The organism is Mycobacterium sp. SMC-14, from assembly GCF_046250075.1.
Taxonomy (GTDB): domain Bacteria; phylum Actinomycetota; class Actinomycetes; order Mycobacteriales; family Mycobacteriaceae; genus Mycobacterium.
This window is the reverse complement of record NZ_CP176429.1, coordinates 807,665-833,818: the sequence shown is the minus strand read 5'-3', so window position 1 is coordinate 833,818 and position 26,154 is coordinate 807,665. Positions and strand designations below refer to the sequence as shown.

27 protein-coding genes, 5 tRNA genes and 1 pseudogene are annotated in these 26,154 nt (G+C 66.0%); 11 read left to right on the top strand and 22 right to left on the bottom strand.

Translation table 11 applies throughout. The annotated features are described in order from the left end of the window. Window positions 1-2: 2 nt before the first annotated feature. On the bottom strand, window positions 3-1,214 hold the full coding sequence (locus ACKY0W_RS04010) for an acetyl-CoA C-acetyltransferase (RefSeq protein ID WP_409436490.1): 1,212 nt from the start codon (window positions 1,212-1,214) through the stop codon (window positions 3-5). Window positions 1,215-1,450: 236 nt separating this feature from the next. Here ACKY0W_RS04010 and ACKY0W_RS04005 point away from each other — a divergent pair, with 236 nt between their 5' ends. Next, on the top strand, window positions 1,451-2,641 hold the full coding sequence (locus ACKY0W_RS04005; RefSeq protein WP_409437641.1) for a pyridoxal phosphate-dependent aminotransferase: 1,191 nt from the start codon (window positions 1,451-1,453) through the stop codon (window positions 2,639-2,641). Here the strand turns inward: ACKY0W_RS04005 and ACKY0W_RS04000 are convergent. Both ACKY0W_RS04000 and ACKY0W_RS03995 read right to left on the bottom strand, forming a co-directional pair. Further along, window positions 2,628-3,080, bottom strand: coding sequence for an SRPBCC family protein (locus tag ACKY0W_RS04000; protein ID WP_409436489.1), 453 nt, complete (start codon window positions 3,078-3,080; stop codon window positions 2,628-2,630). The two genes, ACKY0W_RS04005 and ACKY0W_RS04000, sit on opposite strands and share 14 nt — an antisense overlap. 57 nt (window positions 3,081-3,137) lie before the next feature. Further along, a complete protein-coding gene (locus ACKY0W_RS03995) occupies window positions 3,138-3,581 on the bottom strand; it encodes an SRPBCC family protein (protein WP_409436488.1) in 444 nt (147 codons plus the stop codon). 94 nt (window positions 3,582-3,675) lie between these two features. Here ACKY0W_RS03995 and ACKY0W_RS03990 point away from each other — a divergent pair, with 94 nt between their 5' ends. After that, complete coding sequence (locus ACKY0W_RS03990; protein WP_409436487.1) at window positions 3,676-4,008, top strand: DUF732 domain-containing protein; 333 nt, start codon at window positions 3,676-3,678, stop codon at window positions 4,006-4,008. A gap of 3 nt (window positions 4,009-4,011) precedes the next feature. Here ACKY0W_RS03990 and ACKY0W_RS03985 read toward each other — a convergent pair whose 3' ends face one another. Further along, window positions 4,012-4,818, bottom strand: coding sequence for a hypothetical protein (locus ACKY0W_RS03985; RefSeq protein WP_409436486.1), 807 nt, complete (start codon window positions 4,816-4,818; stop codon window positions 4,012-4,014). A 315-nt stretch (window positions 4,819-5,133) separates the two neighbouring features. Between ACKY0W_RS03985 and ACKY0W_RS03980 the strand changes: the two genes are divergently transcribed. Then, complete coding sequence (locus tag ACKY0W_RS03980; RefSeq protein ID WP_409436485.1) at window positions 5,134-5,571, top strand: DUF5994 family protein; 438 nt, start codon at window positions 5,134-5,136, stop codon at window positions 5,569-5,571. A gap of 141 nt (window positions 5,572-5,712) precedes the next feature. After that, window positions 5,713-6,225 (top strand): cupin domain-containing protein, encoded by a 513-nt coding sequence (locus ACKY0W_RS03975; RefSeq protein WP_409436484.1) that lies wholly within the window; start codon window positions 5,713-5,715, stop codon window positions 6,223-6,225. Between the two features lie 45 nt (window positions 6,226-6,270). Here the strand turns inward: ACKY0W_RS03975 and ACKY0W_RS03970 are convergent. The 4 genes from ACKY0W_RS03970 to ACKY0W_RS03955 form a co-directional block, all read right to left on the bottom strand. Continuing rightward, window positions 6,271-6,335 (bottom strand) — tRNA-Phe (locus ACKY0W_RS03970). Window positions 6,336-6,480: 145 nt separating this feature from the next. Beyond that, entirely contained in the window at window positions 6,481-7,005 is a 525-nt protein-coding gene (locus ACKY0W_RS03965) for a hypothetical protein (RefSeq protein ID WP_409436483.1), read from the bottom strand. Window positions 7,006-7,058: 53 nt separating this feature from the next. After that, the gene (locus ACKY0W_RS03960) at window positions 7,059-7,556 is read right to left on the bottom strand and encodes a hypothetical protein (protein WP_409436482.1); all 498 of its coding nucleotides are present in this window, start codon (window positions 7,554-7,556) and stop codon (window positions 7,059-7,061) included. 89 nt (window positions 7,557-7,645) lie between these two features. Next, entirely contained in the window at window positions 7,646-9,472 is a 1,827-nt protein-coding gene (locus tag ACKY0W_RS03955; RefSeq protein ID WP_409436481.1) for a hypothetical protein, read from the bottom strand. Between the two features lie 631 nt (window positions 9,473-10,103). Between ACKY0W_RS03955 and ACKY0W_RS03950 the strand changes: the two genes are divergently transcribed. Continuing rightward, window positions 10,104-11,558: a hypothetical protein gene (locus ACKY0W_RS03950; RefSeq protein WP_409436480.1), complete on the top strand. Its 1,455-nt coding sequence runs from the start codon at window positions 10,104-10,106 to the stop codon at window positions 11,556-11,558. 10 nt (window positions 11,559-11,568) lie between these two features. Here ACKY0W_RS03950 and ACKY0W_RS03945 read toward each other — a convergent pair whose 3' ends face one another. After that, the gene (locus ACKY0W_RS03945) at window positions 11,569-11,874 is read right to left on the bottom strand and encodes a hypothetical protein (protein ID WP_409436479.1); all 306 of its coding nucleotides are present in this window, start codon (window positions 11,872-11,874) and stop codon (window positions 11,569-11,571) included. Beyond that, window positions 11,871-12,158, bottom strand: coding sequence for a hypothetical protein (locus tag ACKY0W_RS03940; RefSeq protein ID WP_409436478.1), 288 nt, complete (start codon window positions 12,156-12,158; stop codon window positions 11,871-11,873). Before ACKY0W_RS03940 ends, ACKY0W_RS03945 begins: the two co-directional genes overlap by 4 nt. A gap of 766 nt (window positions 12,159-12,924) precedes the next feature. Here ACKY0W_RS03940 and ACKY0W_RS03935 point away from each other — a divergent pair. The 3 genes and pseudogenes from ACKY0W_RS03935 to ACKY0W_RS03925 form a co-directional block, all read left to right on the top strand. Beyond that, window positions 12,925-13,644 (top strand): adenylate/guanylate cyclase domain-containing protein, encoded by a 720-nt coding sequence (locus tag ACKY0W_RS03935; RefSeq protein ID WP_409436477.1) that lies wholly within the window; start codon window positions 12,925-12,927, stop codon window positions 13,642-13,644. Further along, entirely contained in the window at window positions 13,641-14,153 is a 513-nt protein-coding gene (locus tag ACKY0W_RS03930) for a Pycsar system effector family protein (RefSeq protein WP_409436476.1), read from the top strand. Before ACKY0W_RS03935 ends, ACKY0W_RS03930 begins: the two co-directional genes overlap by 4 nt. 599 nt (window positions 14,154-14,752) lie before the next feature. Next, window positions 14,753-14,938 (top strand): annotated as a pseudogene (locus ACKY0W_RS03925) (site-specific integrase); the annotation flags it as partial. Window positions 14,939-14,976: 38 nt separating this feature from the next. Here the strand turns inward: ACKY0W_RS03925 and ACKY0W_RS03920 are convergent. The 3 genes from ACKY0W_RS03920 to ACKY0W_RS03910 form a co-directional block, all read right to left on the bottom strand. After that, a tRNA-Phe gene (locus tag ACKY0W_RS03920) sits at window positions 14,977-15,053 on the bottom strand. Between the two features lie 32 nt (window positions 15,054-15,085). After that, window positions 15,086-15,159, bottom strand: a tRNA-Asp gene (locus ACKY0W_RS03915). Between the two features lie 43 nt (window positions 15,160-15,202). Beyond that, window positions 15,203-15,275: transfer RNA gene (locus ACKY0W_RS03910), tRNA-Glu, on the bottom strand. 134 nt (window positions 15,276-15,409) lie between these two features. On the opposite strand from ACKY0W_RS03910, the gene ACKY0W_RS03905 reads away from it, so the two are divergent. Beyond that, window positions 15,410-15,485 (top strand) — tRNA-Lys (locus tag ACKY0W_RS03905). A 49-nt stretch (window positions 15,486-15,534) separates the two neighbouring features. Here ACKY0W_RS03905 and ACKY0W_RS03900 read toward each other — a convergent pair. Genes ACKY0W_RS03900 through ACKY0W_RS03885 form a run of 4 tightly spaced genes read right to left on the bottom strand, consistent with a single transcriptional unit; the run spans window position 15,535 to window position 19,910 of the window. Further along, entirely contained in the window at window positions 15,535-16,449 is a 915-nt protein-coding gene (locus ACKY0W_RS03900) for a class I SAM-dependent methyltransferase (protein WP_409436475.1), read from the bottom strand. A gap of 40 nt (window positions 16,450-16,489) precedes the next feature. Then, a complete protein-coding gene (locus ACKY0W_RS03895; protein WP_409436474.1) occupies window positions 16,490-17,821 on the bottom strand; it encodes an amidohydrolase family protein in 1,332 nt (443 codons plus the stop codon). Continuing rightward, window positions 17,815-18,972: a CoA transferase gene (locus tag ACKY0W_RS03890; RefSeq protein ID WP_409436473.1), complete on the bottom strand. Its 1,158-nt coding sequence runs from the start codon at window positions 18,970-18,972 to the stop codon at window positions 17,815-17,817. Before ACKY0W_RS03890 ends, ACKY0W_RS03895 begins: the two co-directional genes overlap by 7 nt. Continuing rightward, complete coding sequence (locus ACKY0W_RS03885) at window positions 18,969-19,910, bottom strand: enoyl-CoA hydratase/isomerase family protein (RefSeq protein ID WP_409436472.1); 942 nt, start codon at window positions 19,908-19,910, stop codon at window positions 18,969-18,971. Before ACKY0W_RS03885 ends, ACKY0W_RS03890 begins: the two co-directional genes overlap by 4 nt. Window positions 19,911-20,014: 104 nt before the next feature. Here ACKY0W_RS03885 and ACKY0W_RS03880 point away from each other — a divergent pair, with 104 nt between their 5' ends. Both ACKY0W_RS03880 and ACKY0W_RS03875 read left to right on the top strand, forming a co-directional pair. Next, window positions 20,015-21,526, top strand: a complete 1,512-nt coding sequence (locus ACKY0W_RS03880) for a class I adenylate-forming enzyme family protein (protein WP_409436471.1) — start codon at window positions 20,015-20,017, stop codon at window positions 21,524-21,526. Next, entirely contained in the window at window positions 21,523-21,825 is a 303-nt protein-coding gene (locus tag ACKY0W_RS03875) for a hypothetical protein (protein ID WP_409436470.1), read from the top strand. Before ACKY0W_RS03880 ends, ACKY0W_RS03875 begins: the two co-directional genes overlap by 4 nt. Before the next feature lie 4 nt (window positions 21,826-21,829). Here ACKY0W_RS03875 and ACKY0W_RS03870 read toward each other — a convergent pair whose 3' ends face one another. The 5 genes from ACKY0W_RS03870 to ACKY0W_RS03850 all read right to left on the bottom strand — a co-directional run bounded on the left by ACKY0W_RS03870 (window position 21,830) and on the right by ACKY0W_RS03850 (window position 26,153). Then, window positions 21,830-22,486 (bottom strand): fatty-acid--CoA ligase, encoded by a 657-nt coding sequence (locus tag ACKY0W_RS03870; RefSeq protein WP_409437640.1) that lies wholly within the window; start codon window positions 22,484-22,486, stop codon window positions 21,830-21,832. Window positions 22,487-22,514: 28 nt separating this feature from the next. Continuing rightward, window positions 22,515-23,030: a hypothetical protein gene (locus ACKY0W_RS03865; RefSeq protein WP_409437639.1), complete on the bottom strand. Its 516-nt coding sequence runs from the start codon at window positions 23,028-23,030 to the stop codon at window positions 22,515-22,517. Window positions 23,031-23,050: 20 nt separating this feature from the next. After that, window positions 23,051-23,665, bottom strand: a complete 615-nt coding sequence (locus ACKY0W_RS03860; RefSeq protein WP_406781213.1) for a TetR/AcrR family transcriptional regulator — start codon at window positions 23,663-23,665, stop codon at window positions 23,051-23,053. Window positions 23,666-23,848: 183 nt separating this feature from the next. Beyond that, the gene (locus ACKY0W_RS03855; RefSeq protein WP_409436469.1) at window positions 23,849-24,997 is read right to left on the bottom strand and encodes an acyl-CoA dehydrogenase family protein; all 1,149 of its coding nucleotides are present in this window, start codon (window positions 24,995-24,997) and stop codon (window positions 23,849-23,851) included. 10 nt (window positions 24,998-25,007) lie between these two features. Further along, entirely contained in the window at window positions 25,008-26,153 is a 1,146-nt protein-coding gene (locus ACKY0W_RS03850) for a thiolase family protein (RefSeq protein ID WP_409436468.1), read from the bottom strand. Between the last annotated feature and the right edge of the window lies 1 nt (window position 26,154).

Genomic DNA, 26,154 nt, shown 5'->3' with positions numbered 1-26,154 from the left:
TCTCAGACGCGCTCGATGATGGTGGCCACGCCCATGCCGCCGCCGATGCACAGCGTGATCAGGGCACGCTTGGCACCGCGACGCTCAAGCTCGTCGACCATGGTTCCGGTGATCATGGCGCCGGTGGCGCCCAGCGGGTGACCCATCGCGATGGCGCCACCGTTGACGTTGAGCTTCTCGTTGGGGATGCCAAGGTCCTTCTGGAACTTCAGCACCACCGAGGCGAACGCCTCGTTGAGCTCGAACAGGTCGATGTCATCGACGGTCAGGCCGGCCCGGTCGAGTGCCTTGACGGTGGCCGGGGTGGGGCCGGTGAGCATGATGGTCGCGTCGGCGCCGGTGGTGGCGGTGGCCACGACCCGGGCCCGCGGGGTCAGACCCTGCGACGCGCCCGCCTTCTCGCTGCCGATCAGCAGCAGCGCGGCACCGTCGACGATGCCGGAGCTGTTACCGCCGGTGTGGACGTGGTTGATGCCCTCGACCCAGTGGTACTTCTGCAGCGCCACGTCGTCGAAGCCGCCCATCGCACCGATACCGTCGAACGCGGTGCGCAGCTTGCCCAGGCCCTCGAGGGTGGTCTCGGGACGCATGTGCTCGTCGTGGTCCAGGATCAGCAGACCGTTCTGGTCGCGCACCGGGATGACGGACTTGGAGAAGTAGCCGCCCGACCAGGCCGCGGCCGCACGCTGCTGGCTCTGCAGCGCGTAGTTGTCCACGTCCTCGCGGGAGAAGCCCTCGATGGTGGCGATCAGGTCGGCACCGATGCCCTGCGGGGCGATGTAGTTGTCGTAGGTGAAGGGCACGTCGGAGAACATCGCGCCGCCGTCGGAGCCCATCGGGATCCGGCTCATCGACTCCACGCCGCCGGCCAGCACCAAGTCGTCCCAACCGGAGCGCACCTTCTGGGCGGCGGTGTTGACGGCCTCGAGACCGGAGGCGCAGAACCGGTTGAGCTGCACGCCGCCGACGGTGTCGGGCAGACCCGCGGCCAGCACTGCGGTGCGGGCGATGTCGCCGCCCTGGTCACCCACGGGCGAGACGCAGCCCAGGATCACGTCGCTGATCAGGCTCTCGTCCAGGTCGGGGTGGCGGGTGCGCAGTTCCTCGATGAGGCCGACAACCAGGCTGAGCGGCTTGACCTCGTTCAGCGCGCCGCCGCGCTGCTTGCCGCGCGGGGTGCGAATGGCCTCGTAGATGAAGGCTTCTTCGGACATGGGCGATTCCTCTTCAGTATTTGGTATTCGATGCGGATCGACTGCGTCTTGGTCGGAGCGTAGTCCCCGAATTCCCACCCTAACAGGGTGGCCTATCAACCGGATGGTTGGTCCGTCTGGGCCCGCTCCCCCGCCGAGCGTGAAGTTGGCTTCACGCCGGCGGGTTGAACGTGAAGCCAGCTTCACGCTCGACCCTGCGACGACGCCCTTTAGGCTCGGATCCCATGACGGCGCGGATGGTCTCACGGCTGGAGCCCTATGCCACCACGATCTTCGCCGAGATGTCGGCGCTGGCCGCACGGATCGGCGCGGTCAACCTCGGTCAGGGCTTCCCCGACGAGGACGGACCGCCGGCCATGCTCGAGGCCGCCCGGGCCGCGATCACCGACGGCGTCAACCAATACCCGCCCGGCCCCGGCATCCCCGCCCTGCGCGAAGCCATCGCCGGGCAGCGCGCGCGCAAGTACGGGATCGACTACGACCCCGACACCGAAATCCTGGTGACGGTCGGGGCTACCGAGGCCATCGCCGCCGCGGTGCTCGGTCTGGTGGAGCCGGGTTCGGACGTGGTGCTGCTTGAGCCGTTCTACGACTCCTACTCCCCGGTGGTCGCCATGGCCGGGGCGCGACGAGTCAGCGTGTCCCTGGTTCCCGACGGGCGCGGGTTCGCCTTGGACGCCGACGCGTTGCGGCGGGCCGTCACCCCGGCAACCCGGGCGCTGATCGTCAACTCACCGCATAACCCGACCGGCATGGTGTTCACCGAGTCCGAGTTGGCCGAGATCGCCCGGATCGCGGTGGAGGCCGATCTGTTGGTGATCTCCGACGAGGTCTACGAGCACCTGGTCTTCGCCGGACGGACCCACCGCCCGCTGGCCGCCTTCGAGGGGATGGCGGAGCGCACCATCACCATCTCCAGCGCGGCGAAGATGTTCAACTGCACCGGCTGGAAGATCGGGTGGGCGTGCGGACCGGCGGAGCTGCTGGCCGGCGTGCGGGCCGCCAAGCAGTACCTGAGTTACGTCGGCGGGGCGCCGTTTCAGCCGGCGGTGGCGCTGGCGCTGAACACCGAGGACGCCTGGGTGGCGGCACTGTGCGCGACCATGCAGGCGCGCCGCGACCGGTTGACCGAGGGCCTGCGGGGCATCGGATTCGAGGTGCACGACAGTTTCGGCACCTATTTCCTGTGCGCCGATCCGCGCCCGCTGGGCTACGACGACAGCACGGCGTTCTGCGCCGAGCTGCCCCACCGGGCCGGGGTGGCCGCTATCCCGCTGTCGGCGTTCTGCGTGCCCGGTTCGGAAGCGACCGCTCCCGATGTCTGGAATCACTTGGTGCGGTTCACCTTCGTCAAGCGTGAGGACACCATCGACGAGGCGATCCGGCGATTGGAGACGCTGCGCGACGGGCCCGCTACGACTCGGTAGTGGCGTCGTCGCCCATGATCTGCTGACGCAGCCGTTCGGTGGCGATGCTCAGCACCAGCTTGCTGGCGCGGCGGACGATGAACTCCGGAATGGGCCCGGACGGTTCGACGGTGATGTCGAAGCGCACCCGAGTGCTGTCGGGACCTTCGCGAGTCAGGGTGTATTCGACGTGCTGGGCGCGCTGCTGGGCCGTCGCCTTGGCGTCCCAGACCATCCAGTCCGGACCCCAGTGGTATTCCAGGATCTCCTTGTCCACCAAGCCCAGGATCTTGATGGTGGCCAGCACGTGATGCGGACGGCCATCCTCGTACTTGTCGAGGACTTCGATCCGCTTGTGCACCGGCGACCACGACGCCAACTCGGACACATCAGCGAGCGCGTCGAGGATTTTCTCCGGCGGCGCGTCAATCACAATTTCCCGCGATGCTCGAACAGCCACTAGATCGAGCCTAACGCCGAGTCCTCCCGGCGGCAGGATTTCATCGCAGGGGAAAAGTCAGCGGCTCTTCTTGAGCTTGAGCACCTGGTCGCGCAGGCCGTCCGTGGCGGTCTTCATGCCGCCCTTGAGGGTGCTCTTGAGCAGGAACCCCGGGATCGGGATCGACGGGTCGACGTTCATGTCGAACCGCACCTTGGTCTTTTCACCCTGCGGGGTCAACGTGTACTTGGCGTCCTGCGCCTTGAGCTGACCGGCCGACACCAGGGTCCAGCCGACGCTGTCGTCGGTCCAGCTGTATTCGACGACCTGCTCATCGGTGAGGCCCGCAGCCTTGATCTTCATCCGCACCCGGCGTGGCCGGCCGTCGTCGTACGTGTCGAGCACCTCAGCACTCTGGTACTGCGGCGACCAGGACGGAACAGACTCGACGTCGGCGAGGACGTCGAAGATCTCCTCCGCGCTCGCTTCGATAACCACTTCGCGGGAATCCTTGACTGCCATGGCAGGCACCCTAACCAGGCGGGCGGTGATGCGGGGGGATTTGGGCCCACCGAGAGTCGCCCCCTCGCCGGGTGGCGGTGGCACCATGGAGGTCATGCAGTTGACCGTCCGGATTGCCGCACCCCTGCTGGCCGCCGCGGCACTGACCGCCGCGCCGGCCGCCCACGCCGATGACGCGAGCTACCTGGCCCGGGTCAACGCCGCCCCGGTGGCGATCCCGGTCGCCGACCAGGTCAAGGTGACCTCGGGGCACTACGTCTGCGCCGAGTTGCGAATGTATGGCCACACCGGGACTTACCGCTCCGGCATCTCACCGGGTGACCTGGTGCGCCAGTTGACCAACACCTTCTATTACAGCCCCGAGGCCGCCGACGTCCAGATTCAGGCGGCGCAGGCCGAGATCTGCCCGGAGACGTTGCGGCCCTGAGGCTTAGCCGAGGCCGAACCCGGCGCCCGGGCCCCCCTTGGCGTTGAGGTCATCGAGGATCGCCTTGAACATCACGATCCCCGGCCCCGACTGGTCCAGCGGCGCGGTCGGGAAGCTTCCATCGCGGACCATGCCGACGAGCAGGTTGTCGATGGTGATCGGGGCCCCGTCATCACCGGGCTTCCACCACTCTTCACCGGCGGTGTCCACCCCGGCAGGCCCCAGGTCGTAGCAATTGAGGCCGGTGCCCCGGCCGAGTTTGCAGGCCTGCTTGGGAGCGGCGGGTTCCGACGCGACGGGCTCTTGGGGGGCGGGCTCTTGGGCGGCCGGCTCTGCGGCGGGGGGTTCGGGGGCGGCGGGCTCTTGGGCGGCCGGCTCTGCGGCGGGGGGTTCCGGGGCGACGGGTTCCGGGGCGGGAGGCGTCGGCTCTTTCGGGCCCAGGCCGAAGATCCCAAAGCCTTCGTAGTCGCCGATCGGTTTGACCTTGACCGGGTCGAACTCGATCACCGCGTAACCCAGTCCCTGGTCGGCGGCCACCACCGTGCCCACGCCGCCGTGATCTTCGGCGCCCTCGACGACAACGGACGATCCCGGCCCACCGCAGTTCGCGGCGGTGAAACCGATCAGCCGGCCGCTGCTGTCGTGACCCATCGCGGTCAGCGTGCACAGCGTGTCGTCGTGGAGCACGATCGCGGCACCGCCACCGAGCTGGATCTTGTCACTGGCCGCGGCGGCGGACGGCAGACCTGCGGAGGCGATCACGGCGGCGATGACGATCGCTGGCGCTCGTCGAATCGAGGCGGGGTGCACAGCGGCTCAGTCTAGGGGGCGGGCTTGATCGGCAACCGTCATTCCAGCCCGCGCACCGGGCTTCACCTGAACTGTCCCGCAAACCATGCCGGCAGCGTACGGTCGAACGTGAGCCGCTTCATTGTCAGCGGTGGTCCACCCAGACTCGCCCCGGGCGGTCCCCACGGGCAATTGTGATTCCGCCGCCTACCTGCAACCCCGCGGGCCCGACGAACCCAACCCTGACGGAACCGCCCGTGGATTGTGAGATCTAGTGCGACACTTAGATATACCCAGCTCCATGGCTATCGGGAGACCCCAAAGGCTGGTGGAGCAATGATTTACCCGCTCGGAGGCGCGCGCCATGCCCGCCCTATCCGGGTCACGGTGGCTCGTAAACTCGGCCGCGAGATAGATGGTGCTTGGTGGCCGCACGCGGACCGCATCACCAACGAATTGCCAAGCCTGATGGCCATCCTGACTCCCCTGCTCGGAGACATCACCACCATCAACGTCAACTGGTCCGCACTCCAACGTCCACCCGACCTGAACTGGCCGGGGTGGGAAGGCAAACGCCAGCACGTCATGACTGTCAGCGGCACGCAGGCGTGCGTCAATCTGCTGGTCATCTCCTACGCGACCCACAGCGCGCTCGCCTTAATGGTGATGCGCTGTGCCGCAGGCCTACCGATAGCTGCTGCGGACCGCGACAAGCCTGCATGCTTGACGGCGGGATCAGTCTTGCGGCACGCCAGACAACAACTCTCCGCCTGAGACGACTGACCAAACGGAGATCGAAGGCCGGTTGCCTGCCGATGCCCCACGCGCCAATCCGTCGGGAACTGGTGGCGGGAATTTGGCGGCGGGTTGGCAGGTTGCTGAAATGGTCTGTCCGCCAATCGGAAGGTTCTTGTTGTGGCCCTTGAGCAGTTCATTCCCGGCGTGGTTCCGATGGTCCGGGCCGACGAACGCGAAGTACTGCGCACGGCGTCGGGCGCCTCCACTGGATTGGTCGTGGACTCCGATGCGACCGGTGGCGCGGCGAGTGTCCTGGACATCTCCCTGGCCATGGGCGCGGACGGTGCTGCCCCGCACTTTCACACGCGCTCTTCTGAACTGTTCTTCGTCGTATCGGGTCAGATCGAATTCCTTGCCGGCGATCACGTGGAGACGTTGAAGGCCGGCGACACCGCCGTGGTCCCACCACTGATGCATCACGCGTTCGCCGCCAGCCCGGGCAGCGAGGCGCACCTCTACACAGTGCTCACGCCAGGGGTGCAACGCTTCGGCTACTTCCGACTGTTGGACGACATCTTCAACGGCAGAGTCGACCGCTCCAAGCTGGAGGGGGCGCAGGCCGACTACGACAACTGGTTCGTTGACAGTCCCGTATGGGGTGAGGCGCGCGGCCTGACGACGCGCGGTTAGCCCCAGACAGCAAAAGAACCACCTGATGCCAGGTGGTTCTCACTGTGGCCAGGGCCGGGATCGAACCGGCGACCTTCCGCTTTTCAGGCGGGTGGAACGACCACTGACCTGCAGTTTATCTACTTCTATGCGTCGCATACGGCGCACTGAGCACGTCGGGCGCAGGCCACTCGTCCGACGACCGGACACAAACCGGACATGGGGGACTTGCCGAATTCCGCCGCATTTCTGTCGCCGTGCGAACAGGTCAGGAGTCTATCCGCGAGCCCACTCAGGAAAGATGAATTCGTCGCTAGTCGTCAGCCGCACTTCATCGCCTTTTTGCACGTTCATGTCAAAGTCATTCAACGTGTCCTTGCGCTCGACTTTGAATGTTTCTACGCGGTCAGGAACAGCGGGAAGGTCTTGGGAAAGCATGGCCGTGAAGCTGGCCTGGCTACGCAGATAATCCATCGGGCTCTGCCCCTCGATGGCGGCGCGACCCCGAATCACCAGAAACGTTCGGCCAACTGACAGATGGTCACCCTCGACTCGAACCACCTTGACAACGGTCTTCGCCGCTTCCATTGTGCCCAGCAGTTCACCGTCATCGTCGCGAACCTCGACACCACCCCGCTTCAGGACAGCGAACCGCATTCCGACTTTCACGCCATCGGCCTTACCAACGTTCATCACGAACTCGCGATCGTTGACGAACGCCACCACCTTGCCGCGAATCATGTTTCGTTCGTCGCTGAGAGCATCAAGCTCGTCGGCCGCGTTGTCATCGTCGGTAGTCATCACTTCCAGCCTTCCTCCACATTTGGCGCGCTACTCGATCCACTGCCGCGCGCCTAACCCTCGGCCGCACGAAGAGCAGCCGCGTGGCGCTCGGCAGCTTTGCGTTCGTCGTCACTAAGCAAATCCGTCAAATGCTCATTGAAAGCCATCCAATCGAAAACAGCGCCGGCGACGTCCTCACCGATTCCGCCGAGTTGCGCACTCACCGTCCCCATGTGGTCGCGCCGTTCCGTCGGTGTGTGGGAGCCCTCGAAACTCTCCTGTGCCGCGGCTTCGACTTTCCGAACCCTGATCGCCAGCGCGATCAACCTTTGCGCCGACCGTTTCGCGTGCGTCGGATCTGCCTTGCCTTGGCGCGAAAACATTGTGGCGGCCATGATCTGAGCAAACGCCGCGGCTACGGCGATCAGCAATTGATTCTCCGGGATGACATTGACAGCGACGATCGTCAATGTCATCCCAGCAGCGGCGGACAAGTACCCGAAGATCTGCCGCAAAGTGAGGTAGTGAAACCAGTCAGCAGTCTCGCCAACGAACCGAGGTCTCCGCACGCCAGCAGTGTAGGCGCGCAACGCGTCAGAATCGCGTCGCCCTCGCGAGGGATTTGTCTTGACCCTGCGATGGCAACACGAGAATGCGCTCAACCCGCCTGTGTTCCGTTGCTTGTTTCCGCGGAGGTCTCGTCCGCTGCGTCGGCGCTGAGGCTCTTCCCGAGAAGCAAACGCTGCCAGTCGAAGTCCGAGTCGTGGTCACCAGACAACAATCGCTCCTCCCACGCCATTAAGTCCGCATTGCCGGGAAACTCTTCGACCGCGTTGGCAGCAAAGACGACCGCCTCATCGTGACGACCGGCAACTTCCAGCTCATTCGCGGCTTCAAGCTGGATGAGTGCGTCGATTTTCGCCGGAAGCGGCGACTCCTTACCCTTGCACCTCGCGGCGTAACGGCTCGACGCCATTGCGGCCCAATCGTCGGCGGTCCAAGCCGGTAGTGTTCGATTGGAGAGGACCACGACGGTGAAGGCGACCGGTGTCGGCAGGTCAAGACAGGATGCGTAGTGCTCGATGAACTCTGCGGCGCTGGTGCGACGATCTTCCGGGCGAAGCCACTCGTGCCAGAGCACGTGGATGGCGACCATCGTGGTCTTCGACTCTCCATCAGGTAGCTCTGGCACCAGTTGCTCGATCTTCTCAATGACTCCGGTCAGGTTGAAGCCATCCTTATTGTCGCCAGAAAGCCACGAAATCAGGGCATCGGCGACACCGCTGAACCATCGCGGCGCGTTCTTGACATCGAACCCGTCCGACTGCCCGATCCAGTACTGGGGAGCAAGTTGCATCTGGACCTGACCAGGTAGCGCGCCTCGATAGTCCCACGGTTCGGGCTGGGTCTTGGGGGCATCGACAACGAAACCGCGTACCACGTGTCGGGTCAGCCTCCACAGACCGGCCAGCGTGAGAATGCGTGTGAAGTTCGCTTCGAACGTCGTCTCAGCGCCGTCGGTGAAAACCCATGCCTCGGCCCCTAGGTCTTGGAGGACGTGGCTTCGTCGGGAGCGAATATCATAGGCAATTACCAACATTCGTTCGAGTTCGGCCGCGCGGGGCGGGCGCACGGTTGTGACTGCCTCTTCGCGGTAGTACGCGGGAGTTACACGCGCGAGTGTGGAATCGACGAAGCGGCGCTTGAGGCCGGCCCTGTCTGCTTTCAAAATCGCATTTCTCACCCTCTGGACGACGTCATCGTCCACGTCCCTGAGTGCAGCGTCGATGATCTTGCGCTTGGCTGGGTCGTAGCGATCCCATGTCGTCGATGAAGTGAGGCTGTCTTCGCCAAGTGATTCGAGTGCGGCGACGATGTCAGTGTAGGCACCGGTCGGGTCGTCAATGGCCGTTCGGGTCGCATCGACCGTGTTGCGGATAACTCGCATGACGCGGGCGAAGTCCTCCCGGTGCAGCGCCAGCAGATCGGTCATGAACGCGCTCAAAGCATCCCACTCCGGCTTCTGAATGACCTGTGCGGGCTCAAACAGTCGAGGAAACAGGCTCGCCGCGGCGTGACGGCGACTGGGGCGACCTTCGGCGGGGATAAGTCGACGCACCTGGTCGTGATTGCGGCTGAAAGTGCGATTGAGTACGAATGTCGTCACGTATGCGATGTCGTCAATCAGTTCATCGCCACCTGTCGCGACGAGGAACTCGTCGGTGCCATCCCATCTCTGCGCTTCCAGTCGGTCCATCGCTTCGACCATCACCGTTGACACGTCGACTGGCTGTGTCGACCCGGTTATGGTGCCGACAGGCAGGTCGATGGACGTTGGGTCGAGAAGCCACACGTTGGTGTAGACGGCGCGACGATGGAGACGTTCGTTTATTTCAACGCCGGAGCGGAAGAACCGCCCAGCGGAGATCTGCAGCATCAGCTGGCCGCGAAGTTCCAGCGGCGTCTTGGCTTTTTTCTTGACCATGTCAGTACCCGCGAGTCTCACCAGGCTGGTTCGGTTCGACGAGTCGCGGCGCAACGCATCGTGAAATCAAAGACAGTGATACCGCGGCATCTCCGTCGATGAGATCGGAGCGCGCACCGGGCGGCACGGACAAACCTATGAGTTTGAGTCGCTCGACGGACGTATCGTCGCGGATGCCATCGACTCGTGGCTCTCCGAAGTGCATGCCACATTCTCGCAGCGGCACGGTCATTCGTCATGAACCGAGACGGACGCCTGAACAGCGGCCTCCAGGTATGTGAGACAAGTCCGCAAGACGTTCGGACTGCGACGCTGCGCCGGTAGCCATTCCGGACGTCGGTTCGCCACCGACGAAATCTTGGATGCCCTCCATTGGAGACTGGTCCAGAAGCCATACCCGCGAATGGCGAACAATTGCGCAGCCGACAAACTGGAGGACATGACGGACGGTGCATACCCTCTACCGACGCCCGCCACGATACGTCAGTTGTACGGGTCTGCGTTTCGTTGCGCACACCCAGAGTGCAGCCGGCCGCTGTACAAGCTCTCGGACGATACGGGCGACCGGTTGCTGAACAGTCGAGTGGCCCACATTCATGCACGGCGGAAGAGAGGGCCACGGTGGCTCGATATGCCCGCCGAGGAGAACCGAGCCTTCGGCAATCTAGTTCTGCTGTGCATTGAGCACTCCTACGAGGTCGACGAGGCCCCGGATCTATTCCCAGCTGACATGCTTCGCGAGTGGAAGGCAGCGCAGATCGCGGAGTACGACCGTCTTCAACGTAGCTGGCCCATCAATGACGATGAGGCGACTGAAGTCCTCGTCGCGTCCGAGTCGTTCGATGCCCTTCACGCACCATCAACAGTCGAGTTGGTTCGGCGGGTGGAGGCGCTTCGGCTCACCGCCGAGCGGACTCGCGGCGCCCCTCGATCTTGGTCTCGCAGATGGCAACAGCTCAACGAGCGGACAAACAGGTCCTTCACTGCGTGGGACGACGACGGCAACCTTCTGTCTATCCAACCCTCGGAGATGGAGGTTCGCCCGATCCGAGAAGGTATTCAGTCCGCTCTGGCCGCAGCACTCGATGAAGTGGACCCGGCGGCGGAAGCGGCTCGGATCGAACTCGCAGCAGTCCGCGCGACACGAACGCAGGTAGCGCCCTGGTGCGACGCCCTGGACCGTGCGATCACCCACGCGATCGACACAGCTTCGACCTGGACAGGGGGCCCCGACCCTGGAGCGGACACCGCATTCGACACCGCATTGGCTGATCTCCAGCGATCCGTCACCGACCTGGTTCGTGCATCGCGTGGCGAGCAGGTGGACATGCCGGAGCCTCCGCAAGTCGTCAGTGAGCACAAGGACGTGGACCCACTCGCGGAACACCGGAATCTACTCGATGAAGCCCGGCCTTTTTCTCGAGTCGATCATCGTCCGTACGACCCTGAGCTTCGCGAGCGTGTCGCTGAGGCAACCCGCCAAGCGGCAACGATCCCGCCGACCCTGCGCTTTCTCACGATCAGTCTGGACACCACGGCCCGCCTTGCTATTGCCGTCGGAGGCAACGCGAGCGAGGGCGAGCAGCTCGAACTAGTCGAGCTCGACCGGGGACGGCTTCCAATCTGCGCCGCGGTCGCGCTACTCCAAGTCGCCTCTCGTCGTGGCGACGGGCAGACAGCTCCAGCCGCTGCCGCACGTGAGCAGCTGTGTAGCTTGTGGTCGGAAACAGACTGGGCGAGCGCGACTTCTTGGGTCGGAAACGACGTATACGGCCGGTCGATGATGCAGACCTTCGCCCATGTGACCTCGGATGAGGAGGTGCGTGATCGCTTGGCCCAGGTTCTAGAGGCGGAACCCGAGTTGCTGGGGACTCTTGTCGTCTCCTGCGCAAGCTGGGTAGAAGAGTTCGACTTTCGAACGTCGAACCTCGTCCGCGAATATGGTGAGCTTCCTGCGTGGCTACCCATCGAGGCCATTAAGGCGCTGGCAACAGACCTGCTTGCCGACGACCACGGCCTCGATGACAGGGGGATCTTGGAGGCGCTTCTGAAACGCGGGCTGGAGAAGCTAGATCGCCAACCGTAAGCCCCCGCTGCTAGGGGTGAGGTCCAATCGTGGTGATGGTCAGCGTGTCAGCGCCAGGTCCGTAGACCCACCAAATGCGCCAGGCAGAGGGCGTGTGGTTCTCCACGTAGGACTCCCACACGTCCTCACCGTTGGGACCAGTCAGGGAGTGGTACTTGTGCGACTCAAGGCCAGGATGCGACGGACCGACGTCCCGCAGCAGCCGTAGGGCCTTCTTGACCTTTTTCGTCTTCACGTCACGCGGGCGAGTGACAAGATCGTCCATGATGGCTTGGGCTTCGTCGGTGTAGAACAACGTGAACGGTGGCGCGCTCATTCGTCGGTGTCGTCGCCGTCCAGGTAATCGTCACGCTGAGATGCCCTGCCGGCCGCGGCATCAGCCAGCCCGCGCAGGAGGGAGTTTCGGACGGGCTCGTTCTCCCACACCAGCAACTCGCGCTGCGGAATGGAGGCCATCGGCGTCAACAGCAACTCGCCAGACGCACGGCGCGAAACAAGGAAGCGGTCATTGCGGTGCACGCCGATTCGCCCGAACGCGATACGCGCACGATCATCTGCTGTGACCTCAGTCACAGGCTCGAATACGGGGTCAACTGTCATGGCCGCTCCCTCTCCACCAGGACTTCCGTAAGACAGGACATGCCTAGTATGCGTCTAATCCGGAAAATGGGCAATGCGACGGAATGGGTAATACCCACTCCTTCGGGTGCTCATTCTTCGAGACCACTCCCCCTGGACGTGGTGACCCGAACCTTCGCCAGGACTCCCCGCCCACCTGTCACCCGCGATCCGCATTGCCCCCGAGAACAGGCCCCTCAATTCCCCCGCACCATCAAGCCGACGCCAAGCACGACACCCACCGGCCAGGAAGTGACCCACCTGGCGCAACCCCGCCTGAACGGCCAGTCGGAACACGGCCGGAGCCGCGGAGCGGTGTAGGTCGTGTTTCGGCTGGGACCAACAAACTTGCCACATCTGCCAAAGCGCCCTGCGAGACCGACCGCGCCATCCGGGAAGCTCATCATGAACGGACCCACAGCCGGGCCGAGTGAACAGATCTATCTGCGCCGAAAGTGCCAGGGAACACGGAGCTCCAGAGGGTGACAGGACCCCCATTTCTGGCCCTGGCGCCCCACGGCCGGATCGGCGATTCTCAGCGCACAGCGTTGCCTGCGAAGGCCCTGACTTGCAGCGCTTGTTCACACTCGATCGATTGGCTAAGAACCCTTGTCGCTTCCTCGGCGTGTCTTCGGTTTTTTAGACGAGGGAGCGTCAAAATCGCCATCACCCCGGCGACCGATTGACCGGGCCTGCTACCAGAGTGGGTGCCGTTAGTTTGGGTTTCAAATCCGACTGCGAGTCAGCTGTGCGCGCCATCGTGCAGGCGCCATTCAACACACGGTGGGGGCGCGATGTTCCTACCACCGAGTCAATCGTCCAGAAGGACGGCGCCGTCTATCTGACCGCGGCCTATCTCTACGCCGACATGGCCGACTCGACCGGAATGGCAGAGAAGTTCTCCAATGAGGACGCGGCGAAGATCATCCGCGCGTACCTCCATGCCGTCTCGCGAGTACTTCGTGACCGAGGTGGCGAGATCCGCAGTTTCGATGGCGACCGGGTGATGGCGATCTTCATCGGAGACGACGCTGCAAACAATGCCGTCGACGCTGCACTTCGGGTGACATGGGTGGTCGATACGGTGGTTCACGACGAGCTGCTCACCTACAACAAGTCATACCGTGACGAATGGGTCGACAGCGATTGGCGGGTCAGACATCGCACCGGAATCGACCTCGGCACAGCGTTCATCGTCCGAGCTGGCGTCAGGGGTCACAACGACTTGGTCTCCATAGGATCCCCACCGAATGTTGCCGCCAAGCTGAGCGATTACAAGGGCAGCGGGCGCACCATCATCACCAACTATGTCTGGGACAAACTCTCCTACGACAACTGCTTTTCGAAGGACTCATCGTCAACCAGCGATGAAGTCAAGAGCATGTGGACTTCCCCCAAGATGATCGACATCGGTGGCGGGAGATGGGAATCTATTCGAACTTCGACCTGGAGGAGGTCATACGCGTGAGCGACGATCCAGTCGATAACGCGTGGAAGATTCACGCGGCGCTCGTTGATTGGACCGGAAAGGTCGATACCAAGGCGTCTTTCGCGCTCTCCATCGAGGCCGCTCTACTCGCCGGAATCGTGACTCTCTCAGGATCCGACCGAGTTTTCGATAACCTGGACGGTTGGTTCCCCATGACACTCTATGTTGGCGGGACCGTGGTTTTAGTCGCCAGTGTCTTGTGTGCCGTCTGGGTCGTCAGGCCACGCCTTCGTGCCCCCAACCTCGAGGCTGAGGCAGCAAGTTCTTACATCTATTTCGGCCATCTGCGTCTACTCGACGACGACGCTGTTCTGAATCACCTCAACCACACGCCAATTGCCCCGGTGCTCGCACGACAACTTGTCCAGATGGGCAAGATCGCCTGGAATAAGCACGTCTTCGTGCAATGGTCAATGACACTGGCCGTGATCGGGGTCATCCTGCTCGGTTTGTGCGCTGGCGCTGCTAGTACGAGCCCGTGCCCGTAACGCCGGCGGCGTCGGCAGGGGATCCTCAGCGGCGCCGTCACGTGGCCCAAGCGCAGTCAGAACTCCCAAAAGTGTCCGCGAGACAGCCGAGTCACGGACTGGTCGACCAGCCGATGCCGAGGCTGCGGTTCCTCAGCCCAAGAGGGTCACCTCGGCGGCGAAACTGATGGAAATGTTTGGAATCTCGGTCGGAGCACGGTGATCCGGAGGAACCGGACTGAGGCGGTGACGCGGCGCTGTGAACGGACCCCGGCAATCACTTGGTGGGATCACGCAATCAAAGTGTCGTGCCGGTGCCAGTTCCACCCCATCCCATTCCGAATCATCTCCTCCGAGGCATGTCGACCCCATTGCCGGACGCAGCATCGCCATCCCGGTTCGCTCCAGCCGGTCCAGGGCTTGCTTGGGCACGTCGTCACACAGCTGGACGGCCGCCACATGGCTCCATGACGGGCCTTCGATGGGTTGGCCAGGTGCTGACGCAACCGGTCCTGCAGCGTCTGGGTCGTCTGCCCGACGTACTGGACGACTCCGTGGCGCCGTCACCGCACCCAATCGAACAACGAGGCTGCGCTCTGCTCCAATATGGCGGCGACATACGCACTGGCGCTGATCTCCGCTCCGTACAGAAGACCATGGACCACTCGACACCGACGGTCACTGCGAACTTCTACAGCGGCCTCTATGCCGACGAGCTGGGCTAGGTGGCAACCAACCTCGATCAGCTACACGCAACCGAGATTCACACACCGAAGACCGGACAAGAACCGGACAAAGAAAACTGACAACCGAGTGCAAGACCCGTGTCGATGCAGGTAAAGAATGGTGGCCAGGGCCGGGATCGAACCGGCGACCTTCCGCTTTTCAGGCGGACGCTCGTACCAACTGAGCTACCTGGCCGGAAGGCACCAGGTGCCTCGCCGTAATAAAAGCGACCCTGACGGGACTTGAACCCGCGACCTCCGCCGTGACAGGGCGGCGCGCTAACCAACTGCGCCACAGGGCCTTGCTTGTACTGCTTCACTCCCGGCGTTTCCGCCGCTTGCGAGTACCCCCAACGGGATTCGAACCCGTGCTACCGCCGTGAAAGGGCGGCGTCCTAGGCCACTAGACGATGGGGGCCAGAACCGAATCTCTCCGAGGCACTCACAACGTTTCACGTTGGGAGCTTGGCTAGCTTAGGGCACAGTGGCCCGAATCCTCAAACCGGTCCCGAGCGGAGCACGATCGGGCGGGCAGTATTCTGTTCCAGCACGGCCCCTATAGCTCAGTTGGTAGAGCTACGGACTTTTAATCCGCAGGTCGCAGGTTCGAGCCCTGCTGGGGGCACCACACCACCGTCCACCCGCCACATCGGCGGACCCGCCCGCTGTGATCCGTTTCATACCGCGGGACCAGGCAGAACGGCGCTCAAGTAGGTCATGTCGTCGAACGCGACCGCCAGTTCGTCATCCCCGTACTCCAGGCCGCACTCGTCGTAGAGCTCGCGGACCTGGCGGCCCGTCACCGTCCAGCCGGCACCGGTCAGGTACTCGATGATGTGATTGCGTTCGCCGTGGTAGATCAGGTCGCCGATCTCCACTTCGAACCCGAGCGCCGACATCTTCTCCCGGTGTTCGCGCCATGCCGGGCTGGCGAACACCGAGGTGTCACTGATGAACTCGCAGGCCACCCGGCTGCCCGGTGCGCTCAGCGACTTGATGGTGTCGAACAGGGCGTCCTGGGCGTCCGGCTGCAGGTAGATCAGCAAGCCCTCGGCGCTCCACACGGTGGGCGCCTGCGGGTCGAATCCGGCGGCCTTCAGGGCCCTCGGCCAGTCGTCACGCAGGTCGATGGCCACGGTGCGGCGCTCAGCGGTCGGCTCGGCGCCCAGGTCGCGCAGCGTGGTGGTCTTGAACTCGATCACCTCCGGCAGGTCGACCTCGTAGACCACGGTGCCCGCCGGCCAGTCCAGTCGGTAGGCGCGCGAATCCAGTCCAGAAGCGAGGATCACCGCCTGGCGGATGCCGCTGCGCGTCGCCAACAGGAAGTGCTCGTCGAAGAATCGGGTCCGCACGCCCATGCCGTGGCCCATCCGGATCGGGTCGAACTCGCCGCCCTCGACGACCGGGATGTCGCCGTCGACCATCCGGGTGAAGAAGTCGATGCCGACCGCCCGCACCAGCGGTGCCGCCCACGGGTCGTTGATCAGTTTGTCCGGTCCCGAGGTGGCCAGGGCGCGCTGCGCCGCCACCATGGTCGCGGTCGCCCCCACACTGGTGGCCAAGTCCCAGCTGTCGCTATCCGTGCGCGTCATCGATGCCTCTCCGAGAAATTCTGCAAACTATCTAGCCAGGCTACCGACCACCGTGGACCACCGCACCGGCGACGACCGTCACCGCCACCAGCCCGGCGTCGAGGGCCACCGGATCACCGGCCAGCAGGCACACGTCACCGGGATCGCCGACGGCGATTCGGCGCGGTGTCGCGGGCCGATCGGCCCGGCCGGTGAACCCCTGCAGCGCAGCACGGGGCGAGATCCGCTCCCCCGGCCCCAGCACCGCGCCGCTGGGCGTCGTCCGGTGCACCGCAGCACGCATGGCCGCCCAGGGGTCGCCGTCTCCGAAGGGCGTGTCGGTGGACAGTGCCACCGGAATTGCGTTGCGCTGCAAGGAGGAAACCCGCCACAGTTCGTGGTGACGCGCGGGTTCGATGGTGGCAAGGTAGTCGTCGCCGCGTTCGGCGACGAAGTTCGGCTGGGTGACGACGACGATCCCCAGTGCGGCGAGATCGGCCAGCCGGTCGTCGGGTACGACCGCGGCGTGTTCGATGCGGTCGTCGGGGTGCGGCCCGGTGGCCTGCCATGCGGCGATCGCGACGGTGAGCTGGGCGTCGGTGACGCAGTGCAGTGCCACACCGTGGCCGCGGGCGTGGTTGTCGGACAACGCTTTTATCAGCGCATCCAGATCGAGGCGGTCGTCGTCGAGGATGATTTTGGTCGGGCCGAGCGTGATACCGGGCACGGCACTGGCCCCGGCGGGCGCCAGACAGTGCAGCCGCTGCAGGAGCTGGCCGGCATTGTGGGCGGCGGCGAACACGGCGATGTCGGCGTCGCCATGACCCGGGGTGGCGTCGGTGATTCCGGTGACGCCGCGGGCTGCCAGCTGCCGGCTCAGCCGGGCCAGCGAGGGTTCGCGGTGCGGGAGCCGGGGCGCGGGATCGCCGTGGGCGCGCAGCAGGCGCCCGTCGGGGTGCTCGGCCATCCCGGTGCAGGCCAGACCGGCGGAGTTGAGCACCCACAGTGCGCCGCTGCGGTGCGCCACCCGCACCGGCAGCTGCGGTGAGAACCGATCCAGCAGTGCGGCGTTGAGCTCTCCGGCAACCGATTCGTGGTAGCCGTAGCCACGCACCCAACCGTCAGCATCGGGGGCGGCGGCCCGCAGTGCGGCGGCCAGTTCGTCGAGGGTGCGCACCTGCGGCGGGCCCAGGCATACCGAATCCAGCGCCGCGGCGGCCGATCGCAGGTGCACGTGATGGTCGTGCAGCCCGGGAATCACGGTGGCGCCGCACCCGTCGAGGACGTCTTCGCCGCGGCGCGCGGTCAATGCCGGTGCGATTTCCTCGATGGTGTCGCCTAGGCGGACATCGACCCGTGCGCCGTCCAGGAGCACCGCGCGCTGGATCAGCACCGCGCCGCCACCAGGTCGTTGATTCGGGCGTTGTCGGCCCCCAGCGCCGGACCGGCGCCCTCAATACGAGGAGGTGGCGGCGCCAGCACCGGTACCTCGCCGGCGGGGACACACTCCGGTAGTGCGGCATAGCCGGCTGCGACGGCGGCCAGCGCCAGCGTGATCACCTCCCCGCCGCCGCGGGCCAACGAATCGGAAACCGCCGCAGCGGCTTCGATGCCGGTCAACGGGTCGGCGATGGCGTCGGCGCAGAACACCGGGCCATCGCCCACCAGGCCGCCGGCGACCGCGGCGTCGTCGCCGAACCCGGCGTAGCCGCTGTCGGCACCGTGCGCGGTGATCTGCAGCCATACCCGCCCGGGCCGGCCGGCCACGTCGAGCGGGCCCAGGCCACGGCGGGCCAGTGCGGCCGGACGCGAGCCCTCCAACACCACATCGGCGGCCGCCAACAGCTGGGCGAGGACCGTGGCATCACGGTCGAAATCCAGGGCACAGGAAAGCTTTCCGCCGTTCATCCAGTCGAAGAAGGCGCTGGGCCCGCCGCGGGTGCCGTCCGGACGCGACGGGCTTTCCACCTTGATAACCGTCGCCCCGGCCTGGGCGAGCAGGCGCCCGCACAGCGGCCCCGCCCACAGCGAGGTCAGGTCGACGACAAGCGCTCCACGCAGACCGCGGACGGGGCCCGCCGGCCCCACTGGGCGCACCACCGGCGCGGCGGGGGCGGTCTCGCCCAGCGCCGCGGCGGGCAGATCCAGCAGCCGCGCCCGCGCCACGACCTCGGCCACCGGCCGTTTCGAAGACCAGCCGGTGATCCCCGCCCATGGCTCGTGGCACTCGGATTCGATCAAGGCGGGCACGGCGTCGAGGTCGTCGGCGCGCGAGAGCGTGAGCGCCCACCACCCGTCCACGGCGGCCAGCAGCCGCGAGGCTCCCCCGGCCGATACCCGCCCCGCGCGCGTCCAGCCCAGCAGCCCGGCCCGCCCGGCCAGCAGCACCGCGGCGTCGGACTCGACACCGGTCGCGGTGGTGAAGCGGCCCAGCACCCGCGTAGCGCACTGCAGTACCGCGGCCCGCGAGAAATCCGGGCGGCCGTCAGGCTGCCCGGTCAGCCAGGCCAGCCCCGACGCGCCCCAGGCGGCCGCGGCCGTCACGTGACCTCATCGACAAGGCCCCACCGCAGCGCGGTCTTCGCGTCAAGGGTGCGGCCGGACAGGATGAGATAGGCGGTACGCCACCGCCCGATCCGGCGGGTGACGCTGACGGTGCCGCCCGCACCTGGAATCAGACCCAGGCTCAGCTCGGGTAGTCCCAATGTCGTGGCGGGGTCCGCTCGCACCCAGCCGCAGAAGGCGGCCATCTCCAGGCCGCTGCCCAGCACTTGGCCGTGGATCTCGGCGCGACAACGCGCGCCCAGCCGAGCGGTCAGCGCATCCAGGGCCAGCGCCGGGCTGTGCCGGATGCGGGCCAGATGCGCGCTGGCCACGTCGGTGAACCCGCCGAATTCGGCGAGGTCGCCACCGCTGCAGAACGACGGCCCGACTCCGCTGAGCACCACCTCGTCGATCGCCGTGTCGGCGGCGGCCACGGCGAGTCCGTCGAGCAGGACGGCCCGCGTCGCGTTGTCAAAGGCATTGTGGCGCTTCGGCCGGTTGAAGCGCAGCCGCAAGGTGTCGCCGTCGCGGTCGAGCAGCAGGGGCTCGGCGATCTTCGGCGCGGTGGCCGGGCCGCGGGCCGTCAGCCAGTCGGCGAACTCCGGGCCGGCTTGCAGCACCGAGTAGGCCAGCGATTCGGTGACCAGTCCGGACCAGGCCGGCGCCCCCGGGTCCACCGCGCGCAGCACGTCGTCGCAGATCGCCGCGGCTTGCGGCCAGCGCGCGCAGCGCTCGGCGATCTCGGCCAGCGCCTCGGGCACCGAGGCGACGGTGATCACCCGGCGATCCGTCGTCGCGGACTCGGTGAGGGTGAAGGTGGCGTGCTGTAGCCAGTGTTCGGCGTGCGCGGTGTCGAAGCGGGCGCCCGTCGCGATGATGATCCCGGCGCCTGGCGCGGCGTCGGGCACAGCGGCGTCGAGGTCGATCGTTGCGATCATGTCGCCGTCAGCGTACCCAGCGGCGGTGTGGCCACGGCCCGTACGGTATCGAAACTACCGCAAAATGATAATGTCGTTCTCATGGCGGTTCGGAGGGCGCAACGGTGAGTATTTCGCTGCTGCTGGAGATGGCGGTGTCCGCCGACCCGGATCGGGTCGCGGTCGTCTCCGACACCACGCGCTACACCACTGCGGAACTCAACGCCCTCGCCGATGCCGGCGCGGGAGTGATCGAGGAGACCGGCGCCGCCAGCGTGGCCTACGTCGGGATGGGCGGCGACATGCTGCCGCTGCTGTTGTTCTCCGCGGCGCGGTCCGGACGGCCGTTCGCGCCGCTGAACTACCGGCTCAGTGGCCAGGCGCTGCGGGAGCTGATCGAGCGACTGCCGCAGCCGCTGGTCGTGGTCGATAAGGAATACCGCGACGTCCTGGGCGATATCGGTGTGGCAGTCATGGATTCCGACACCTTCTGCGCTCGCGCTCAGACCGCCACGCCCGCGGTGCAGTGGCCCGATCCCGACGATGTGGCGGTGGTGCTGTTCACCTCGGGCACCACATCCAAGCCCAAAGCCGTTGAGCTGACGCACAACAACCTGACCAGCTACGTGACACAGACGGTCGAGTTCGGCTCCGCGGATCCCCTGGATGCCGCACTGATCTGCGTTCCGCCGTATCACATCGCCGGCGTCGGCGCGGCGCTGAGCAATCTCTACGCCGGGCGCAAAGCGGTCTATCTGCGCCGGTTCAGCGCCTCGGAGTGGATCCGGCTGGTCAACACCGAGGCGGTGACCACCGCGACCGTGGTCCCAACCATGTTGGAACGCATCGTCTCCGAGTTGGAGACCCGCCCGACCCCGCTGTCCACCCTGCGCAACCTCGCCTACGGCGGCTCCAAAGTAGCGCTGCCGTTGGTGCGCCGGGCTCTGGATCTGCTGCCCGATGTCGGCTTCGTCAACGCCTATGGCCTGACCGAGACCAGTTCGACGGTCGCGGTGCTGACCCCCGAAGACCACCGGACCGCCTATGCGGCCACCGAGGAAGCCGTCCGCAGGCGGTTGGGGTCCGTCGGCCGCGCGGTGCCCGGGATCGAAGCCGTCATCCGCGACGACGAGGGCCGGGCGCTCGAAGCCGGACAGCCCGGCGAGCTGTACGTACGCGGCGAACAGGTTTCGGGCAAATACACCGGCATCGGATCGGTGCTCGACGGCGAGGGCTGGTTTCCCACCCGCGACCTTGCCGTGCTCGACGAGGACGGCTACCTGTTCATCGTGGGGCGCTCCGACGACACCATCATCCGGGGCGGGGAGAACATCGCCCCCGCCGAGATCGAGGACGTACTGGTCGAACATCCCGAGGTCCGCGACGTCGCGGTCGTCGGCGCACCCGACCCCGAGTGGGGACAGATCATCGTCGCGTGCGTAGTGCCGGCACCGGGTGCGTCGCCGGATCCCGACGCACTGCGCGAGTATGTTCGACAACAGCTGCGAGGGTCGCGCACCCCGGACCGGATTGTCTTCCGGTCGGAGTTGCCGACCACCCCGACCGGCAAGGTGTTGCGGCGCGAGCTGGTCTCTGAAATCGAAGCAGAGCACGCCAATATCGAAGGGGCGCAATGATCAAGTCCGGTACCCGCCTGAAGAGTCAGGTTTGCGACACCCAGGTCATCGTCGTCAAGACCGCCGACAGCCTCGATGATCTTCGTGCCGGCGGTGCGCCGATGGTGCCGCTGGATGACACGACGTCCGGGGGTGCAGCACTGGACCCGGACCTCTCCGGCGGTGCGGTGATGGGCAAGCGCTACGTCGACGAGGCGGGCGCCGAGGTGCTGGTGACCAAGGCCGGTGCCGGAACCTTGAGCATCGGTACCGTGCCGCTGAGCATCAAGGAAGCCAAGCCGCTGCCGGCCAGCGACTAGGCGCTCAGCTCGCCGGCTCGCCGGCCGTTTCGGATTCGTCGCCGACGCGCATCAGGTGCGCCAGGCGGCCGACGAACACCGGCGGATAGATCCCGACGCCGGCTCGGGTGATCCACTCGGAGGCGAACTCCGGTTCGTTGATCCACTGCCCGGCGCCCAGTTCGTCGTCTGCTTCTTGCAGCATGAAGATCTCGCGCGGATTGTCGAAGGCCTGGAATATCAGGATCTTTCGGATCCCGGCCGCGGTGAAGTGCTGCTCGGTGCCATGTACGTGGGAGATCAGCGCCTGGGTGTCACCGACTTCGGCCACGGCCGCGACTACGACGCCCGGGGGCGAGGCGGAGCGCGCCGGATCGGTGAGATCGATGCGCTCCACCAATGATCCGGCGAACACCGCCGGGATGTCGCTGACGCCGACGGCGTCGAACCAGGCCATGAAGGCCTCGTCGCGCAGCAGGTCGACCACCGGCTGCGCGGCGTGGATCGCCATCACCGCCAGTACCCGGCCTGGATCCACCGACGAGGTGTAGACGAGGACGTGGTGGGCGCCCAGGTGGGCAAGGCTGTCGCGGTGGCGCTGCATCAGCGGCCAGACCTTGGCCGGATCCGGCACCCGATAGTCCGTCACCAGCACCAGGGAGCGTGCCAGTGGGTCAGGCATCATGTCGGTCGCGCGCTGCCCGCGCCCTTCAACTGGCTGGGCTCAGGTCCGCCGCGACCGAGGTACACGCGGCCGGCCCACAGCGAAACGTCTCGATGTGGGCGTCCCAGGCGTGGGAGCCCGCCGGGTCGATACCCGCCGCTCGCAGCGCCTGGGCCTTGAAGGCGCGAGCCGCCGCGCTGAGCCGGTGCTGGCGGGCGTCGACGTCGCTGTCCAACTCGGCCGGCACATCGCCCCACAGCGTCACCTCGGTGCTGCTGTGCTCCAGCGCGTCGATCACGCCCTGACGCACCCGGGCGTGGCCGTCGAACATCTCGGCGCACACCGCGATGGTCTGCGGGTGCGGCCAGTGCTCCCACTGGGTGAGCACCGACGCCAGGTCCAGCACCTTGGCCCCCAGGATCTCCAGGGGGCGGGTGTCCTCGGCGTCATCGATCAACACGGTGACGTCCCAGCCCGCCGTCGCGCGGTCATAGAGCCAGCCGCCGGCGGCCATGACGACGTCGACGACGCTGCGCCCCACGATGTCGAAGCGGTAGCGCATGTCCTGCTCCCCGGCCCCGGTCACCGCTGCGCGCCCTTTTCCTGAAGCGCGAAGTCGCGGGCCAGCGTTTCCGCGTACCCCGCGAACACCTCGGTCAGGGGAATTGATGGATCCAGCAGCCATGACATCTCCATTCCATTGATAAAGGCGATAATCTCCGCGGCCTTGGCGGTCGCGTTGAGGTCTGTGCGGTAGCGGCCGTCGTCCATGCCCCGCCGGATCAGGTCGGCGACGATCTCCAGCGCGCTGCGGTACCGGTGCAGCATCCGGTCGTGCAGCGGCGCCTCGGGCAGGACGTTCTCGGCGAGCAACACGGTGAAGGTGCCGACCAATTCGGGCGCCCGGGTGAACCGCTCGGCCACCCGCTGGATCTCCTCGATCAGGTCGCCGCTGCGGTCGGCGTGGATGTCGTCGTCGGCGTCGCGGGCGTCGAGCACCGCGTGCAGCAGCTGCTCTTTGGACGCGAAATGGTGCAACAGGCCGGCCGCGCTGACGCCGGCGTTGCGGGCGATCTGCGCCAGTGAGGTGTTGCGCCAGCCATTGCGTGCCAGCAGGTGCTCAGCCGCCAACAGAATCCGCTGCCTGCGGTCCTCGCCTTTGGCGAGAAGTGTGGCGTACGGCCGGGGTGACGTCACCGGTCTCCTTTGCTTAACCAACCAAGTGAACACACAGTAGGTTGGTTAGGCCTGCTGTGACAAGGGTCTCATCCAACAAACTTTTTGGCGGAGCTCTTACCGAGCGTGAAGTTGGCTTCACTGTCGACGTTCGGGCGTGAAGCTGCCCTCACTCTCGGCGGAATCCGGGTGTGTTTCCCGCCCTCACAAACCCAGCGATTTGGCGACGATCATCTTCATCACCTCGCTGGTCCCGGCATAGATCCGGGCCACCCGCGCATCGGTGTAAAGCCGGGCGATCGGGTATTCCATCATGTAGCCGTAGCCGCCGAACAGCTGCAGACAGCGGTCGATGACCCGGGCCTGCATCTCGGTGCAGAACAGTTTGGTCCGGGCCGCGTCCGAACCCGACAAGATGCCCTCGACGTGATCGGCGACCGCCCGATCGAGCATGCACTGGGCCGCCTCGATCTCGGTGGAGACCGCCGCCAACTCGAACTTGGTGTTCTGGAACGAGGCGACCGGCGAACCGAACACGTTGCGGTTCTGCACGTAGTCGATGGTCGCGGCCAGCGCCGAGCGGGCTTGGGCGACCGACCCGACCGCCACGGTGAGCCGCTCCTGGGCGAGGTTGTGGCCCAGGTAGCTGAAGGCCTCGCCCTCGTCCCCCAGCCGGTTGGCCACCGGAACCCGGACGTCGGTGAAGGACAACTCGGCGGTGTCTTGGACCTTGCAGCCCATCTTGTCCAGTTCGCGGCCGCGCTCGAAGCCGGCCATACCCTCCTCGACCACCAACAGGGTCAGCCCGCTGCGACGGTTGTCGGGGTCGGTCGAGGTGCGGGCCACCACGATCACCAGATCGGCCTGGATGCCGCCGGTGATGAACGTCTTGGCCCCGTTGAGAATGTAGTCCTCGCCGTCTCGCACGGCGGTGGTGCGCATTCCGGCCAGATCCGATCCGGTGCCGGGCTCGGTCATCGCGATCGCGGTGAGCAGCTTGCCGGCCGCCATCTGAGGGAACCAGCGCGCCCGCTGTTCGTCGTTCGTGTAGCGCAGGAAGTACGGCAGGATCACCTCGAGTTGAGTGCGCACCGTGGACAGCGTGACCAGGGCGCGCGCCGCCTCCTCCTGCAGCACCACGTTGTAGCGGTAGTCCTCGACGCCCGCGCCGCCGTATTCCTCGGGGATGGCCATGCCCAGCATCCCGAGCGAGCCCAGGTGCTCGAACACCTCGCGGGGCATCCGGCCGGCCTTCTCCCAGTTGGGGTATTCGGGCACCACGTGCTTCTCGACGAAGTCGCGGGCCAAGGCACGGAATGACTCATGGTCCTGCGTGAACAGATCGCGCCGCATGGAAAGTCCCCTAACCGACCAGCTCGACGATCGTGGCGTTGGCCGTGCCGCCGCCCTCGCACATGGTCTGCAGGCCGTAGCGAATCCCGTTGGCGCGCATGTGGTGAATCATCCGGATCATCAGCACCGCTCCCGATGCACCGAGCGGGTGACCCAGGGCGATCGCACCGCCGAGCGGGTTGAGGCGCTTGGCGTCGGCGCCGGTCTCGGCCAGCCACGCCATCGGCACCGGGGCGAAGGCCTCGTTGACTTCGAAGACGCCGATGTCGTCGATGCTCAGTCCGGCGCGCTGGAGCACCTTCGCGGTTGCCGGGATGGGCCCGGTGAGCATCAGGACCGGGTCGGCGCCGGTCACCGCGCCGGCGGTGTAGCGCACCAGCGGGGTCAGCCCGCGCCGGGAGGCCTCCTCCTCGCTCATCACCAAAAGCGCTGCGGCGCCGTCGGAGATCTGCGACGAGTTGCCGGCGTGGATCAATCCGTCCTCGCGGAAGGCCGGCTTGAGCCCGGCCAGCTTCTCGGCGGTGGTTCCGCGGCGGATGCCCTCGTCCGCGTCCACCACGCCGCCGTCGGTCGCGACCGGGACGATCTGATCGCGGAATGCACTGGCGTCCTGCGCGGCGGCGGCCAACTCGTGTGAGCGCGCCGAATACTCATCGACCTGGGTGCGATCGAAACCCCACTTCTCGCAGATCATCTCGGCGCCGACGCCCTGGTTGAACACGAAACCGTCATAGCGGGCCAGTGCTTTCGGGCCGAAGGGTTCGCCGGTGGCCCGGGCCGCACCGAGCGGAACCCGGCTCATCACCTCAACACCGCCGGCGACCACGATGTCCTGCTGGCCCGACATCACGGCCTGCACGGCGAAGTCCAGCGCCTGCTGGCTGGAGCCGCAGGCCCGGTTGACCGTGGTTGCCGGGACGTGCTCGGGCCAGCCCGCGGCCAGCACCGCGTATCGACCGATGTTGGAGGACTGATCGCCGACCTGCGACACGCAGCCCCACACCACGTCGTCGACGACGCCGGGGTCGGTTCCGGTGCGCTCCATCAGTTCGCCCAGCACGATCGCGGACAGGTCCGCGGCATGGGTGCCGGCCAGCCCGCCGTTGCGCTTTCCGACAGGGGTGCGCACCGCTCCGACGATCACCGTGGGTCGCATC